Annotated in this window: 12 protein-coding genes and 2 tRNA genes; 12 read left to right on the forward strand and 2 right to left on the reverse strand. The window is 68.0% G+C overall.

Translation table 11 applies throughout. From position 1 onward, the window contains the following. The 10 genes from dnaA to LCG91_RS00050 all read left to right on the forward strand — a co-directional run bounded on the left by dnaA (position 1) and on the right by LCG91_RS00050 (position 11703). Positions 1–1467 (forward strand): chromosomal replication initiator protein DnaA, encoded by a 1467-nt coding sequence (dnaA, locus tag LCG91_RS00005; RefSeq protein ID WP_058728337.1) that lies wholly within the window; start codon positions 1–3, stop codon positions 1465–1467. Between the two features lie 743 nt (positions 1468–2210). Further along, the gene (gene dnaN / locus LCG91_RS00010; protein WP_058728336.1) at positions 2211–3356 is read left to right on the forward strand and encodes a DNA polymerase III subunit beta; all 1146 of its coding nucleotides are present in this window, start codon (positions 2211–2213) and stop codon (positions 3354–3356) included. Between the two features lie 69 nt (positions 3357–3425). Further along, entirely contained in the window at positions 3426–4313 is an 888-nt protein-coding gene (gnd, locus tag LCG91_RS00015) for a phosphogluconate dehydrogenase (NAD(+)-dependent, decarboxylating) (protein WP_058728335.1), read from the forward strand. A 33-nt stretch (positions 4314–4346) separates the two neighbouring features. Continuing rightward, entirely contained in the window at positions 4347–5594 is a 1248-nt protein-coding gene (recF, locus tag LCG91_RS00020; protein ID WP_224442054.1) for a DNA replication/repair protein RecF, read from the forward strand. Then, the gene (locus LCG91_RS00025) at positions 5594–6094 is read left to right on the forward strand and encodes a DUF721 domain-containing protein (RefSeq protein ID WP_058748787.1); all 501 of its coding nucleotides are present in this window, start codon (positions 5594–5596) and stop codon (positions 6092–6094) included. The genes recF and LCG91_RS00025 overlap by 1 nt, the downstream gene beginning before the upstream one ends. Before the next feature lie 131 nt (positions 6095–6225). Then, on the forward strand, positions 6226–8235 hold the full coding sequence (gyrB, locus tag LCG91_RS00030; protein WP_152998982.1) for a DNA topoisomerase (ATP-hydrolyzing) subunit B: 2010 nt from the start codon (positions 6226–6228) through the stop codon (positions 8233–8235). Positions 8236–8366: 131 nt separating this feature from the next. Beyond that, positions 8367–11045, forward strand: coding sequence for a DNA gyrase subunit A (gene gyrA / locus LCG91_RS00035; RefSeq protein WP_224442055.1), 2679 nt, complete (start codon positions 8367–8369; stop codon positions 11043–11045). Next, positions 11038–11445, forward strand: a complete 408-nt coding sequence (locus tag LCG91_RS00040) for a DUF3566 domain-containing protein (RefSeq protein ID WP_058728332.1) — start codon at positions 11038–11040, stop codon at positions 11443–11445. The genes gyrA and LCG91_RS00040 overlap by 8 nt, the downstream gene beginning before the upstream one ends. 76 nt (positions 11446–11521) lie before the next feature. Next, a tRNA-Ile gene (locus LCG91_RS00045) sits at positions 11522–11598 on the forward strand. Positions 11599–11630: 32 nt separating this feature from the next. Further along, positions 11631–11703 (forward strand) — tRNA-Ala (locus LCG91_RS00050). Positions 11704–12255: 552 nt separating this feature from the next. Here LCG91_RS00050 and LCG91_RS00055 read toward each other — a convergent pair. Beyond that, on the reverse strand, positions 12256–12831 hold the full coding sequence (locus LCG91_RS00055; protein ID WP_058728331.1) for a hypothetical protein: 576 nt from the start codon (positions 12829–12831) through the stop codon (positions 12256–12258). A gap of 116 nt (positions 12832–12947) precedes the next feature. Here LCG91_RS00055 and LCG91_RS00060 point away from each other — a divergent pair, with 116 nt between their 5' ends. Continuing rightward, complete coding sequence (locus LCG91_RS00060; RefSeq protein WP_058728330.1) at positions 12948–13487, forward strand: peptidylprolyl isomerase; 540 nt, start codon at positions 12948–12950, stop codon at positions 13485–13487. 5 nt (positions 13488–13492) lie between these two features. Next, on the forward strand, positions 13493–14359 hold the full coding sequence (locus LCG91_RS00065) for a rhomboid family intramembrane serine protease (protein WP_058728329.1): 867 nt from the start codon (positions 13493–13495) through the stop codon (positions 14357–14359). 359 nt (positions 14360–14718) lie between these two features. On the opposite strand, the gene LCG91_RS00070 is transcribed toward LCG91_RS00065, so the two are convergent. Further along, on the reverse strand, positions 14719–14973 hold the full coding sequence (locus tag LCG91_RS00070; RefSeq protein ID WP_022907010.1) for a cell division protein CrgA: 255 nt from the start codon (positions 14971–14973) through the stop codon (positions 14719–14721). Positions 14974–14986: the final 13 nt, after the last annotated feature.

The raw sequence follows: 14986 nt of genomic DNA on the forward strand, positions 1-14986 counted from the left end.
ATGACGATGCCGGCCGACCCCGTCGAGGACCTCTGGTCCTCCGTCCTGGGCCTCCTCTCCGAGGACGACCGCATCACCCCGCAGCTGCACGGCTTCCTCAACCTGGTCGAGCCGAAGGGCGTGCTCGCCGGCACCCTCTACCTCGAGGTGCCGAACGACCTGACGCGCGGCATGCTCGAGCAGCGGATCCGGGTCCCCATCACCGAGGCCGTCTCGCGGGTCGGTGACGACTCGGTCGCGAACTTCGCCATCACGGTCAACCCCGACATGGCGTCCGAGCCGCGGGTCGACCCCGTCGTCGCGAGCCACGTCCCCGAGTACGCGGAACCCGTGCAGGCCCCGGTGGAGCAGAGCGCGGCACCGCGGCAGTACATCGAGGCGCCGTTCGTGCCGAGCCAGATCGACTCCCCGGGCACCGGCGGTCGCCCGGAATCGCGGCTCAACCCGAAGTACAACTTCGACAACTTCGTCATCGGCTCGTCGAACCGCTTCGCGCACGCCGCCGCGGTCGCCGTGGCCGAGGCGCCGGCGAAGGCGTACAACCCGCTCTTCATCTACGGCGACTCGGGCCTCGGCAAGACGCACCTGCTGCACGCGATCGGCCACTACGCGGAGAGCCTGTACCCGGGCATCCGCGTCCGCTACGTGTCGAGCGAGGAGTTCACCAACGACTTCATCAACTCGATCGCCAACAACCGGTCGAACCAGTTCCAGCAGCGCTACCGCGACATCGACATCCTGCTGATCGACGACATCCAGTTCCTGCAGGGGAAGGACTCCACGCAGGAGGCCTTCTTCCACACGTTCAACACGCTGCACGACCACAACAAGCAGGTCGTCATCACGTCGGACGTCGCGCCGAAGCACCTCACCGGCTTCGAGGACCGGATGCGCTCGCGGTTCGAGTGGGGCCTGATCACCGACGTGCAGGCGCCGGACCTCGAGACGCGCATCGCGATCCTGCGGAAGAAGGCGCAGTCCGACCACCTGCAGGTGCCCGACGACATCCTCGAGTTCATGGCGTCGAAGGTGTCGAGCAACATCCGCGAGCTCGAGGGGACGCTCATCCGCGTCACGGCGTTCGCCAGCCTGAACCGGACGGCCGTCGACATGGCCCTGGTGCAGACGGTCCTCAAGGACCTGATCACCCTCGACGACGACAACGTGATCGCGCCGACGGACATCATCAACCACACCGCGGAGTACTTCAAGCTCTCCGTCGACGACCTCTACGGCTCCTCCCGGTCGCAGGCGATCGCGACGGCCCGGCAGATCGCCATGTACCTGTGCCGCGAGATGACGAGCCTGTCGCTGCCGAAGATCGGGCAGCTGTTCGGCAACCGCGACCACACGACGGTCATGTACGCGAACAAGAAGATCACCGAGCTGATGAAGGAGCGTCGGTCGATCTACAACCAGGTCACCGAGCTGACCAGCCGCATCAAGCAGGACCGCCGCTACCGCTGACGCAGATCACCGAGGCAGTACCGCCGACGCCCGCGAAGGAGCGTCGGTCGATCTCCAACCAGGTCACCGAGCTGACCAGCCGCATCAAGCAGGACCGCCGCTACCGCTGACGCAGATCACCGAGGCAGTACCGCCGACGCCCGCGAAGGAGCGTCGGTCGATCTCCAACCAGGTCACCGAGCTGACCAGCCGCATCAAGCAGGACCGCCGCTACCGCTGACGCCGGAGCGAGCAGCCGACGAGGACGTGACCAGCTGACGGACGGGAGGCGCGGTGCGGACGGCACCGCGCCTCCCGTCCGTCGTCGTGCACCGGAACAGACCGTCAGACGCCCGCGGATCGGCCCACCCAGGGATGCATCCACCATCTGAGACGGTTCCATGCGCCGAGTTTCCCCCAGTGTGGAAAGCCTGTGGATAACTGTGGATGACACGCGGTCCCGTTGTTCACAGTTCTGACCCCACCTGTGGAGACTGGGGATGGAAGCGGATAGATGAGATTCCTTCATCCAGACGCCGTCAACACGCGACTCACAACTCACACGTGTGTAGTTCCCTGTGGAGAAGCGGGATGCACAGAGTTATCCACACTGTGCACAGGCGTTAACACCATTGATCCTGGTTAACGATGAAGTTCCGCGGGCCAACCCTGTGGACGGCGGGATGACAAGAAATCCGGGCCCTGCTCCGCTGTGCCACAATGGGGCGGCCGGACAGTCCAACCGATCGACAGGGGTCCCAGCTGTGAAGTTCGAGGTCAACCGGGACGTCTTCTCCGAAGCCGTCTCCTTCGCGGTGAAGCTCCTCCCACAGCGCACGACCCTCCCGATCCTGTCCGGCGTCCTCATCCACGCCGAGGGCGACCGGCTCACGCTGTCGTCGTTCGACTACGAGGTCTCGGCACAGACCTCGATCACGGCGCAGATCGACGAACCGGGCACCGTGCTCGTCTCCGGCCGACTGCTCAACGACATCTCGAGCCGACTGCCGAACGCCCCGGTGACCTTCACCACCGAGGACACGAAGATCTCGGTCACCTGCGGTTCGGCGCACTTCACGCTGCTGTCCATGCCGGTCGAGGAGTACCCGACCCTGCCCGAGATCGGTGAGCAGACCGGCGTGGTCCCGGGCGACGCGTTCTCCGAGGCGGTGTCCCAGGTCGCCGTCGCCGCGAGCCGCGACGACGTCACCCCGGTCATCACGGGTGTGCAGCTCGAGGTCGGCGACAACGACCTGTCGCTCATCGCCACCGACCGCTACCGCGTCGCGGTCCGGACGATCGCGTGGGACTCCGGCCGCGTCGGGTCGGACCCGCTGCACGCGCTCGTCCCGGCCCGCACCCTGCAGGAGGTCGGTCGCACCTTCGGCTCGGCGTCGACCGTGTCGGTGTCGATCAGCGGCTCGTCGGACCGCGAGCTCATCGCCTTCCACGCCGACGACAAGACCGTGACGTCGCTGCTCATCAAGGGCAACTACCCGCCGGTGCGCCGGCTCTTCCCCGAGACGGTCGACGACCACGCGGTGATCAACACCGCCGAGCTCGTCGAGGCCGTCCGACGGGTCTCCCTCGTCCTGGAGCGCGAAGCGGCGCTCCGGTTCTCCTTCTCGGTCGACGGGCTCACGCTCGAGGCGATCGGTTCCGAACAAGCGCAGGCGTCAGAGTCGATCAGTGCGTTGCTGACCGGGGAGGAAACGGTGGTCTCGCTGAAGCCCGCCTTCCTCCTGGACGGGTTGAACGCGGTGCACTCCGAGTTCGTCCGCATCTCCTTCACCAAGACGGAGAACCCCAACAAGCCGGGCCCGGTGCTCATCACCGGCCAGACCTCGCAAGAGGCCCCGGCGACGGACGGATACCGGTACCTGCTGCAGCCCAATCTCCTGCTGCGATAGCGCAACAGCCGTACCACTGCGCTGACGCGCCACTGGCAACCAGCGCGACGACGAACAGAAGAGGAAATCATGCACATCGGTCTTGTCGGCCTCGGTCGCATGGGCAACAACATGCGTGCCCGTCTCCGCAACGCAGGCATCGAGGTCACCGGGTACGACGCGAACCCCGCCGTCTCCGACGTCGCCGACCTCGGCGCACTCGCCGCGGCGCTGCCCGAGGGCAAGAAGCTCGTGTGGGTCATGGTCCCGCACGGCAAGATCACCGACGACGTGATCACCGACCTCGCCGGCGTCCTGTCCGAGGGCGACCTCGTGATCGACGGCGGCAACTCGAAGTGGCTGGACGACACCGTCCACGCCGAGCAGCTCGGCGCCAAGGGCATCCGCTACATGGACGCCGGCGTGTCCGGTGGTGTCTGGGGCAAGGACAACGGCTACGGCCTGATGGTCGGTGGCGCCCCCGAGGACGTCGAGTTCGCGATGCCGGTCTTCGACGCGCTCCGCCCCGAGGGCCCGCGCGAGGAGGGCTTCTCGCACGCCGGCCCCGTCGGTGCCGGTCACTACGCCAAGATGGTCCACAACGGCATCGAGTACGCGATCATGCAGGCGTACGGCGAGGGCTACGAGCTCCTCGAGGCCAAGGACATCATCAAGGACGTCCCCGCGGTCTTCGCCGGGTGGCAGCGCGGCACCGTCGTGCGCTCCTGGCTGCTCGACCTCATGGTCCTCGCGCTGAACGAGGACCCGAAGCTCGACGCGATCGAGGGCTACGTCGAGGACTCCGGCGAGGGTCGCTGGACCGTGGAGGAGGCCATCGAGCACGCCGTGCCGATGCCGACCATCTCCGCGTCGATCTTCGCGCGCTTCGTCTCGCGTCAGGGCAGCGCGTCCCCGACGATGAAGGCCGTCGCCGCCCTGCGCAACCAGTTCGGCGGCCACGCCGTCAAGAAGGCGTAGTTCAGGTCACCACCTGAGCTCGTCCCGGCCCGCGTGCACGTCGACCACCTGCAACTCACCGACTTCCGGAACTACCGGGAGGCGGACGTCGACCTCGCACGCGGGCCGAACCTGTTCGTCGGACGGAACGGCCAGGGCAAGACCAACCTGGTCGAGGCGATCGGGTACCTCTCCACGCTCGGCTCGCACCGGGTGCCGACCGACGCGGCCCTCGTCCGGCAGGGCTGCGACGCGGCGATCGTCCGTGCCCGTCTGGCACACGAGGACCGCAGCATCCTGGCCGAGGTGCAGATCAACCGCACCGGGTCCAACCGTGCGCAGGTCAACCGCGCGGCGATCAAGCCCCGCGAGCTGCCTCGGTACTGCACGAGCGTGCTCTTCGCCCCCGAGGACCTGGCCCTCGTCCGCGGCGAACCGTCCGGCCGCCGACGGATGCTCGACGAGCTCCTCGGACAGATCGCCCCGCGCATGCAGGGCGTGCTCGCCGACTACGACCGGACCCTGAAGCAGCGGAACACCCTGCTGAAGTCGGCCCGCGCGACCGGTGCACGGTCGGGATCGCTTGCCACGCTCGACGTCTGGGACGACCGGCTCGTCGCGTTCGGCGCGGAGATCATCGCGGCTCGCGACCACCTGACCCGGCGGCTCGCGCCGTTCGTCACCGAGGCCTACGCCACGGTCGCCGGTGAGCGGCACGAGGCCACGATCTCGGGTGTGCTCAGCGTCCGAGGCGGGGACCCGGAGGACGCCGCGGCGACCGACCCGGTGCTCGGGACGCCGGACGAACCCGTGACCGTCGCCGCTGCGGCCGATGCCTTCCGTGGCGCGCTCGAGCGCCGCCGTCGGGACGAACTCGACCGCGGGCTGACCCTCGTCGGGCCGCACCGTGACGACGTGCTCTTCCAGCTGAACGGGTTACCGGCGCGCGGCTACGCGAGTCACGGCGAGTCGTGGTCGTTCGCGCTCGCGATCAAGCTCGCAGGAGCCGCGGTGCTCCGCGCCGAGTCCACGCTCGGGGACCCGATCATCATCCTCGACGACGTCTTCGCCGAGCTCGACGAGTCACGACGCGAGCGGCTCGCCGGCGCGGTGGCCGACTACGAGCAGGTCCTCATCACCGCCGCGGTGTTCGGCGACGTGCCGGAGCAGCTCGCGGCGCACACCGTCCGGATCGAGGCGGGCACGATCGTGGACGACGAGTCCGAGTCCGAGTCCGAGCCCGTGCCCGCGCCGGTGCCCGGAGCCAGCCCGGCGCCTGCAGCCGACCCGGACGCCGCCTGATGCCGAAGCCCTGGAAGCCGTCCGAGCCCGCGCGGGTGTACCGCCACCTGCGGGCCGTCTTCGGCGACCCCTCGCTCCGCACCGTCGACGCCCGACGTCGGCGCTCCCGCGAACTCGACGCCGACACCGTCCCCTACGGCAAGGGGCGTGAACCCCGTGGCCTCGGCGACGTGGTCGGCGCCCTCGCGCAGGAGCTCGGCTGGTCGGAGCCACTCGCGCGGTCGGAGCTCTTCGTGGACTGGCCGGCGGTGGTCGGTGACGAGCTCGCGAAGCACTCCCGCCCGATGACCATCGACGACGGCACGCTCGTGATCCGCTGCGACTCGACGGCCTGGGCGACGCAGCTCCGGCTGATGCGCGCGACCGTCACGACCACGATCGCCGAGCGGCACCCGGGAGCGGGTGTGCAGTCGATCAGGGTTTCCGGGCCGGACGCCCCCACGTGGAAACGCGGCCCCAGGACCGTCCAGGGGCGCGGCCCCCGCGACACCTACGGCTAGCCAGACGAAATCGTCCTCGGGAACGAAAAAGCCCGTCTGGAGGCCGGACAAGCCCTCGGGACGGGGGTCCTGCGGTAGACTGGGAAGTGCAGTGTGCGGGTGTTCCGCGCGCAGGCAGGAGCACCTTCGACATGGCAGCAGAATCTGACGACGACCGGACGATCCCGCAGGGCGAGACCGAACAGGCTCCGCAGTCGGAACCATCGTACGGCGCAGATCAGATCCAGGTGCTCGAAGGGCTCGAGGCGGTCCGCAAGCGCCCCGGCATGTACATCGGTTCGACGGGTCCGCGCGGTCTCCACCACCTGGTGCAGGAGATCGTCGACAACTCCGTCGACGAGGCCCTGGCCGGGTACTGCGACCACATCGACGTCACCATCCGCGAGGACGGCGGCGTCCGGGTCGTCGACAACGGCCGTGGCATCCCGGTGGACACCCACGCGGCCGAGGGCGTCTCGACGCTCCAGGTCGTGCTGACCGTCCTGCACGCGGGCGGCAAGTTCGGCGGCGGCGGGTACGCGGTCTCCGGCGGTCTGCACGGCGTCGGCTCCTCCGTCGTGAACGCCCTGAGCTCCGAGCTCGACGTCGAGGTCCGTCGCCAGGGCCACGTCTGGCGCCAGAGCTACACCGACGGTGTCCCGGTCGCCCCCGTCTCCCAGGACGAGGCCACCGACACCACCGGCACCACGATCACGTTCTGGCCGAACGCTGACATCTTCGAGACCGTCGAGTTCGACTACGAGACGCTGCGCACGCGCTTCCAGCAGATGGCCTTCCTCAACAAGGGCCTCCGCATCACGCTCACCGACGAGCGCACCCCGGACGAGGGCGAGGAGTCGCGGAAGGACTCCTTCCGGTACGAGCGCGGGCTGCCCGACTACGTCGAGTACCTCAACGCCCAGAAGAAGGCGGACCTCGTCCACCCCGACGTCATCGCGATCGAGGCCGAGGACACCGAGCGCAAGATCGCGCTCGAGATCGCCATGCAGTGGAACACCTCGTACCAGGAGAGCGTCCACACCTTCGCGAACACGATCAACACGCACGAGGGCGGGACCCACGAAGAGGGCTTCCGCGCTGCCCTGACGAGCCTGGTCAACCGGTACGCCCGCGAGACCAAGATCATCAAGGAGAAGGACGACAACCTCACGGGTGACGACATCCGCGAAGGGCTGACCGCCGTCATCTCCGTGAAGCTCGGCGAGCCGCAGTTCGAGGGCCAGACGAAGACGAAGCTCGGCAACACCGAGGCGAAGTCGTTCGTCCAGCGCGTCGTCGGCACCGAGCTCACCCACTGGTTCGAGAGCAACCCGGCGCAGGCACGCGACGTCGTGCGCAAGGCGATCCAGGCCTCGCAGGCCCGGCTCGCGGCGCGCAAGGCGCGCGAGACCACGCGCCGCAAGGGCCTGCTCGAGTCGGGCGGCATGCCCGGCAAGCTCAAGGACTGCCAGTCGAAGGACCCGACGCTGTCGGAGATCTTCATGGTCGAGGGTGACTCCGCCGGCGGTTCCGCCGTCCAGGGCCGCAACCCGATGACCCAGGCCATCCTGCCGCTGCGCGGGAAGATCCTGAACGTGGAGAAGGCGCGTCTCGACCGTGCCCTCGCCAACCAGGAGATCCAGTCGATGATCACGGCGTTCGGCGCAGGCATCGGCGAGGACTTCGACCCCGACAAGGCCCGGTACCACAAGATCGTGCTGATGGCCGATGCCGACGTCGACGGCCAGCACATCACGACCCTGCTGCTCACGCTGCTGTTCCGCTACATGCGCCCGCTCATCGAGCGCGGCTACGTGTACCTCGCGCAGCCGCCGCTGTACCGCCTGAAGTGGTCGAACGCCGCCGACGAGTACGTCTTCAGCGACCGTGAGCGCGATGCCCTCCTGCAGGCGGGTCTCGCCGCCGGCAAGCGCATCCCGAAGGACAACGGGATCCAGCGCTACAAGGGTCTGGGCGAGATGGACTACAAGGAGCTCTGGGACACGACGATGAACCCGGACACCCGCACGCTCCTGCAGGTCACGCTCGAGGACGCCGCCGCGGTCGACAGCGTCTTCGCGACGCTGATGGGCGAGGACGTCGAGTCGCGTCGCCAGTTCATCCAGCAGAACGCCAAGGACGTCCGCTTCCTCGACATCTAGTCCCGGCCTGGAGGCGCGGTGCCAGCCGCGTCGACCAGTCCCGATCCCCTGTGGTCGCGCCCGGCGCGGCCGACGGAACCAGTGCCTCCCGGCCGACGACCGGAGGGCCACCAGAAAGGTGACCAAGCCACATGGCTGACGACAACGAGAACGGCGCCGACGAGCAGCCGGAGATCGTGCACGGCGAGGTAGGCGACATCGTGGTCTCCGGCGACCGCATCTCGCAGGTCGACCTGCAGCTCGAGATGCAGCGGTCGTACCTCGACTACGCGATGTCCGTCATCGTCGGACGAGCGCTGCCGGAGGTCCGCGACGGGCTGAAGCCGGTGCACCGTCGCGTCATCTACGCGATGTTCGACGGCGGCTACCGGCCGGACCGGGCGTTCTCGAAGTGCTCGCGCGTCGTCGGCGACGTCATGGGGCAGTTCCACCCGCACGGTGACACGGCGATCTACGACACGCTCGTCCGCCTCGTGCAGCCGTGGTCGCTCCGCTACCCGCTGGCCCTCGGTCAGGGCAACTTCGGGTCGCCCGGCAACGACGGCGCGGCCGCCCCGCGGTACACCGAGACCAAGATGGCGCCGCTCGCCATGGAGATGGTCCGGGACATCGACGAGGACACCGTCGACTTCCAGGACAACTACGACGGTCGCACCCAGGAGCCGTCGATCCTGCCCGCGCGCTTCCCGAACCTGCTCGTCAACGGCTCGGTCGGCATCGCGGTCGGCATGGCGACGAACATCCCGCCGCACAACCTGCGCGAGGTCGCCGAGGGTGCGAAGTGGGCGCTCGAGCACCCCGACGCGACGCGCGAGGAGCTCCTCGCGGCGCTGATGCAGCGGATCAAGGGCCCGGACTTCCCGACCGGCGCGCAGATCCTCGGCACCAAGGGCATCCAGGACGCCTACCGCACGGGTCGTGGCTCGATCACGATGCGAGCGGTCGTGAACGTCGAGGAGATCCAGGGACGCACGTGCCTGGTCGTCACCGAGTTGCCGTACCAGGTCAACCCGGACAACCTGGCGATCCGCATCGCCGAGGGCGTGAAGGACGGCAAGCTCGCCGGCATCGCCGACATCCGCGACGAGACCTCCGGCCGGACCGGTCAGCGCCTGGTCATCGTGCTGAAGCGCGACGCCGTGGCGAAGGTCGTGCTCAACAACCTGTACAAGCACACGCAGCTGCAGGAGAACTTCGGCGCGAACATGCTCGCGATCGTCGACGGGGTGCCCCGCACCCTGGCGCTCGACGGGTTCATCTCCGCCTGGGTCGACCACCAGATCGACGTCATCGTCCGCCGGACCCGGTTCCGCCTGCGCGAGGCGGAGAAGCGCGCGCACATCCTGCGCGGCTACCTGGCCGCACTCGACGCACTCGACGAGGTCATCGCCCTCATCCGCCGCTCGCCCGACGTCGAAGAGGCGCGCACGGGTCTGATGGACCTGCTGTCCGTGGACGAGATCCAGGCGCGCGCGATCCTCGAGCTGCAGCTCCGTCGCCTGGCCGCCCTCGAGCGCCAGAAGATCCACGACGAGGCCGAGGAGCTCGAGCGCAAGATCGCCGACTTCCAGGACATCCTGGCCTCGGAGACGCGTCAGCGCACGATCATCGGCGACGAGCTCACCGAGATCGTCGACCGCTTCGGTGACGACCGCCGCACCGAGGTCATGCTCGGGTACGACGGCGACATGTCGATCGAGGACCTCATCCCCGAAGAGGAGATGGTGGTCACCATCACCCGCGGCGGGTACGTCAAGCGCACGCGGAGCGACAACTACCGCTCCCAGCACCGCGGCGGACGTGGCGTGAAGGGCGCGCAGCTCCGTGCTGACGACATCGTCGAGCACTTCTTCGTCACGACGACCCACCACTGGCTGCTCTTCCTCACCGACCAGGGTCGCGTGTACCGGGCCAAGGCGTACGAGCTGCAGGAGGCGAGCCGCGACGCCAAGGGCCAGCACGTCGCGAACCTGCTCGCCATGCAGCCGGACGAACAGATCCAGCAGGTGCTCGACATCCGCGACTACGAGGCCGCGCAGTACCTCGTGCTCGCGACCGAGCAGGGTCTCGTCAAGAAGACCGCGCTGACCGAGTACGACACGAACCGTACCGGCGGGATCATCGCGATCAACCTGCGCGAGGGCGACAAGCTCCGCCAGGCGCTGCTCGTCGACGAGACCGACGACCTGCTCCTCGTGTCGAAGCACGGCATGTCGCTCCGCTTCACCGCGACGAACGACACCCTCCGCCCGATGGGTCGGTCGACCTCCGGCGTGAAGGGCATGTCCTTCCGCGGCGACGACGCCCTGCTCGCGGCCCGGGTCGTCTCGGACGACGGCTACGTGTGGGTGATGACCGAGGGCGGCTACGCCAAGCGCACCTCGGTCGACCAGTACCGGGTGCAGGGCCGTGGCGGTCTGGGCATCAAGGTCGCGAAGCTCGCCGCCGACCGGGGCGACCTGGTGGGTGCGCTCATCGTGGGCGAGGACGACGAGGTGCTCGTCGTGCTGCAGTCGGGCAAGGTGGTAAGGTCTGCCGTGTCCGAGGTGCCCGCCAAGGGTCGCGACACGATGGGTGTGGTCTTCGCGAGGTTCGCGGAGAACGACCGGATCATCGCGGTGGCCCGGAACAGCGAGCGGAACCTGGAGGACCAGGACGACGCCGACCCCGAGATCGAGCCTGCGGGCCCGGTGGAGACGGTGAGCCCTGCGGAAGCTGCGCCGGAACCCGCTGATCCTGCCGACAACGCGCCCACCAACCCCGAGCCTGTCGAGGACGAGGCCGGAGAGGACCAGTCGAACAATGAGTAGTGTCGCCGAGAAGCTCCAGAAGAAGGCGAAACGTCCCACCGGTACCCGGCAGGTCCGCCTGCGCCTGGTGTACCTCGACTTCTGGTCGATGGTGAAGCTGAGCTTCCTCATCGCACTCGCCGGCTCGATCGTGATCATCGTCGCGACCGCGCTCGTCTGGATCATCCTGAACCAGACCGGCGTCTTCACCCAGATCGACGCTCTGCTCAAGGACGTCACCGGGCAGAACAGCTACTCGATCATGGACCAGTTCTCGCTGGGACAGGTCCTCGGGTTCTCCGTCGTGGTGGGCATCCTCAACGTGGTCGTCGGCACCGTGCTCGGCGCGATCGTGAGCGTCCTCTACAACCTCAGTGTGCGGATCACGGGCGGCCTGCTCGTGGGCTTCACGAACAACTGACACACCCGGGCCGGACGGCAGTCGCCCCTCGATTTCGTTCTGCGAGATCGGTACGGTAGGCTTTCATCTGGTCTGAGGGGCTATAGCTCAGGCGGTTAGAGCGCTTCGCTGATAACGAAGAGGTCCAAGGTTCAAGTCCTTGTAGCCCCACCACTTCCCTCCGGGGCCGGTACGCTGGTCCTCACGGGGCCTTAGCTCAGTTGGTAGAGCGCCTGCTTTGCAAGCAGGATGTCGGGAGTTCGATTCTCCCAGGCTCCACTCCCTCAGGGCGGACTCTGCTCCACTCGTTCCTCGTTTCGCCGGCGTCGGCCGTCGTGCTCGTCTGCGCCTTCGGCGCGCCGCTCCGCGATGGTCGGCTCCGTCGACAGCGCCGCCTCTGCCGCGGGGTCGCCTCTGCCGGGGCTGTCCCGTGATCGCGGTGGCCGTTCTGGTCGCAGGACATGCCGTTCGCTGAGCGACCGGACGGCAGGTCGTGCGACCTGGCCGATCGCGTGCGGCATGTTGTGCGACTGGCGCGGCTGCGTGCGGCCCGGCGTGCGACTGGCGCGGCTGCGTGCGGCCTGGCGTGCGATCGGGGCGGCGGCCTGCGGTGACCGGTGCCGCTCGTCCGTCGGTACTGCCGCCGTCCCGAGCGGGGAGGACATGCCGCGGGTGTACCGCCGACCGGGTGTTCCTCGTCGCTGGAAAGCGCCGAGGGGGACGGAACGTGCCCGCTCGGTGATCGGCACGCGCCGGCCCATCGACCGAGCGGCAGCGCAGACGACGAAGGGCCCCGGCGGTGTGCCGGGGCCCTTCGTACGAACCGGGAGGTCAGGCGGCGGGCTTGCCCGCCGTGTCGGCGTCGTCGGCGACCCACAGGTCGTCGTCGGCGCGGAGCGTCTGGTACGCGGCGTAGGCGGCACCGGCAACGGCGACGACACCCACGACGATGAGGGCGACCCCACCGAAGCCCAGGCCCTTCTTCTGGTGGCCCGGCGTGTACTTGGCGGCAGCCTTCTTCGCCTTCTTGCCCTTCTTCTGGGCGTCCTTCACGATCTTCTTGACGCGCGGGTCCTTCGCGAGGTCCTTGACACTCATGACCGAACCGGCGGTCGCGACGAGACCGGGGACGACCTCGGTCTGGAAGCGGTGCGACGCGCTGTGGGCGGCCGAGGTCGCTGCGTGCACACCCGTCGCGACGGCGGGACGGATCCCGTTGTCGATCGCGTTCTGCACGCGCGGGGCGATGTCCTTGCGGGCTGCGTCGGCAGCGTGCGAGCGGGCCTCGGCGAGGATCGCGTTCGCGTGCTCGAGGACCTTGCGCTGCTCGCCGAGGAGCGAGGCGGTCTTGCCCTTGAGCTTCTTGATCTGCTTCCGACGCTTGCGCGGGATCTCGATCGTCGTCATCTGGTACCTCCATCGGATCGGCGTGACCCCATCCTGCCACCGAGCACCCTGACAGGTCACGGATCGTCGGCTGTGTGATCCGTCTCACCGTCAGGAGTACATGCGAGAATCGGAACATGTCTCTGCACACCGCTGTCGCAACGATCCACACGAACAAGGGCGACATCCGCGTCAACCTGTTCGGCAACCACGCTCCGAAGACCGTCAAGAACTTCGTCGACCTCGCGACCGGCAAGCAGGAGTGGACGCACCCCGGTACGGGCAAGGTCTCGACCGACAAGCTCTACGACGGTGTCGTCTTCCACCGCATCATCAAGGACTTCATGATCCAGGGCGGCGACCCGCTCGGTCAGGGCATCGGCGGCCCGGGCTACCGGTTCGACGACGAGATCCACCCGGAGCTCACCTTCCAGAAGCCGTACATCTTCGCGATGGCGAACGCCGGCATCCAGGGTGGCCGCGGCACCAACGGCTCCCAGTTCTTCATCACCACCGTGGCCACTCCCTGGCTGCAGGGCAAGCACACCATCTTCGGCGAGGTCGCTGACGACGAGTCGCGCGCCGTGGTCGACGCCATCGAGGGCGTGCCGACGGACGGCCGTGACAAGCCGCTCGACGACGTCGTCATCGAGAGCATCGACGTCGAGGACGTCTGAACCCGGTGACCGACCAGGCCTCGGGGCGGGACAACTACTGCTACCGGCACCCGGACCGGCAGAGCTTCATCCTCTGCCAGCGGTGCGGACGGACCATCTGCACCGAGTGCCAGACGCCGGCGGCCGTCGGCGTGCACTGCCCGGAGTGCGTGCGTGAGCAGCGTGCGCAGTTCCAGGCGAACCGTCGTGCCTCGGGGGCACCGGGCGGCCTGACGGTCGCACGGCGTCGGTTCGCGATGATGGACCAGAAGGCGACCACGGTGATCATCGCCGTGTCGGTCGTCGTCTGGCTGCTGAACCTGCTGTCCGGTGGCGTCGTCAACCAGTGGCTGAGCTACTGGACGCCGCTGGTCGGGACGCAGCCGTGGCGCCTCGTCACCGGGCTCTTCGTGCACTCGTCGATCTTCCACATCGGGTTCAACATGCTCGCGGTGTTCATCTTCGGGCGGATCCTCGAGAACCTGCTCGGGACGTGGCGGTTCGTCGCGCTGTACTTGCTCGCGGGCCTCGGCGGTGACCTCGCGGTCTCCCTGTTGACACCAGGAACCCCGGTCGTCGGTGCCTCCGGAGCGATCTTCGGCCTCTTCGCGGCGTTCTTCGTGATCCAGCGCAGCCTCGGCTACAACGCCGTGCAGCTGCTCGTGATCATGGGACTCAACCTGGTCGTCGGGTTCCTGCCCGGAACGAACATCTCGTGGCAGGCCCACGTCGGCGGCATCGTCCTCGGGTTCATCACCGGGTTCGTCTTCTCGAAGACCCGGAACGTCCGACAGCGCGGGTTGCAGATCGGCTTGCTGGTCGCCGAGGCCGTGCTGCTCGTGGCCGGTATCGGTGCCGCGTACATCAGCATCGGTGGCTACGCGATCGGTTGATCGACGCTCGAACCGACACGAACGCCCCGTCACTCCTCTGCGAGCGGCGGGGCGTTCTGCGTGCACGGACGGTGCTCTCCACAGCGGATGCGGGTGTTCTCCACAACTGGGGACAACTCGGTGAGTTACACGCGTGTGATTATCCCCACTGTGGACGGGCCTGTGGACAACTCGGGGATGCGGGTGTGGATGACCGTGTGGAAAGTGTGGACAACTGTGGAGAACCGGCGGTCCGGTGTGGAGGAACGACGACTGACCGTACTCAGCTTGTGGAGAGCGCTGCGCAGGGGTGCCCCCGACGAACGACGACGCCCGCCGTACCTGTTGGTACGACGGGCGTCGGAAGTGCGGTGTGGCGGCTACCGCCACCGGGTGGTCATGAGGAACCCGATGAACATGATCCCGAAGCCGATCAGGATGTTCCACGAGCCGAGCGACGGCACCGGCAGCGTCGTGTTCGAGATGTAGAAGACGATCACCCAGGCGAGTCCGATCAGCATGAAGCCGAACATGACCGGCTTGAACCACACGGGGTTGGGCTGGTCGCCCGCCGTGTCGACCGAGTCGGCTCGGGTCCTCCGGGCGGGCTTGGTGCGGTCCTTGTCCTTGGCCATGGCCGGTATCCTA

Source organism: Curtobacterium sp. TXMA1, from assembly GCF_020162095.1.
In the GTDB taxonomy this organism is placed as follows: Bacteria; Actinomycetota; Actinomycetes; order Actinomycetales; family Microbacteriaceae; genus Curtobacterium.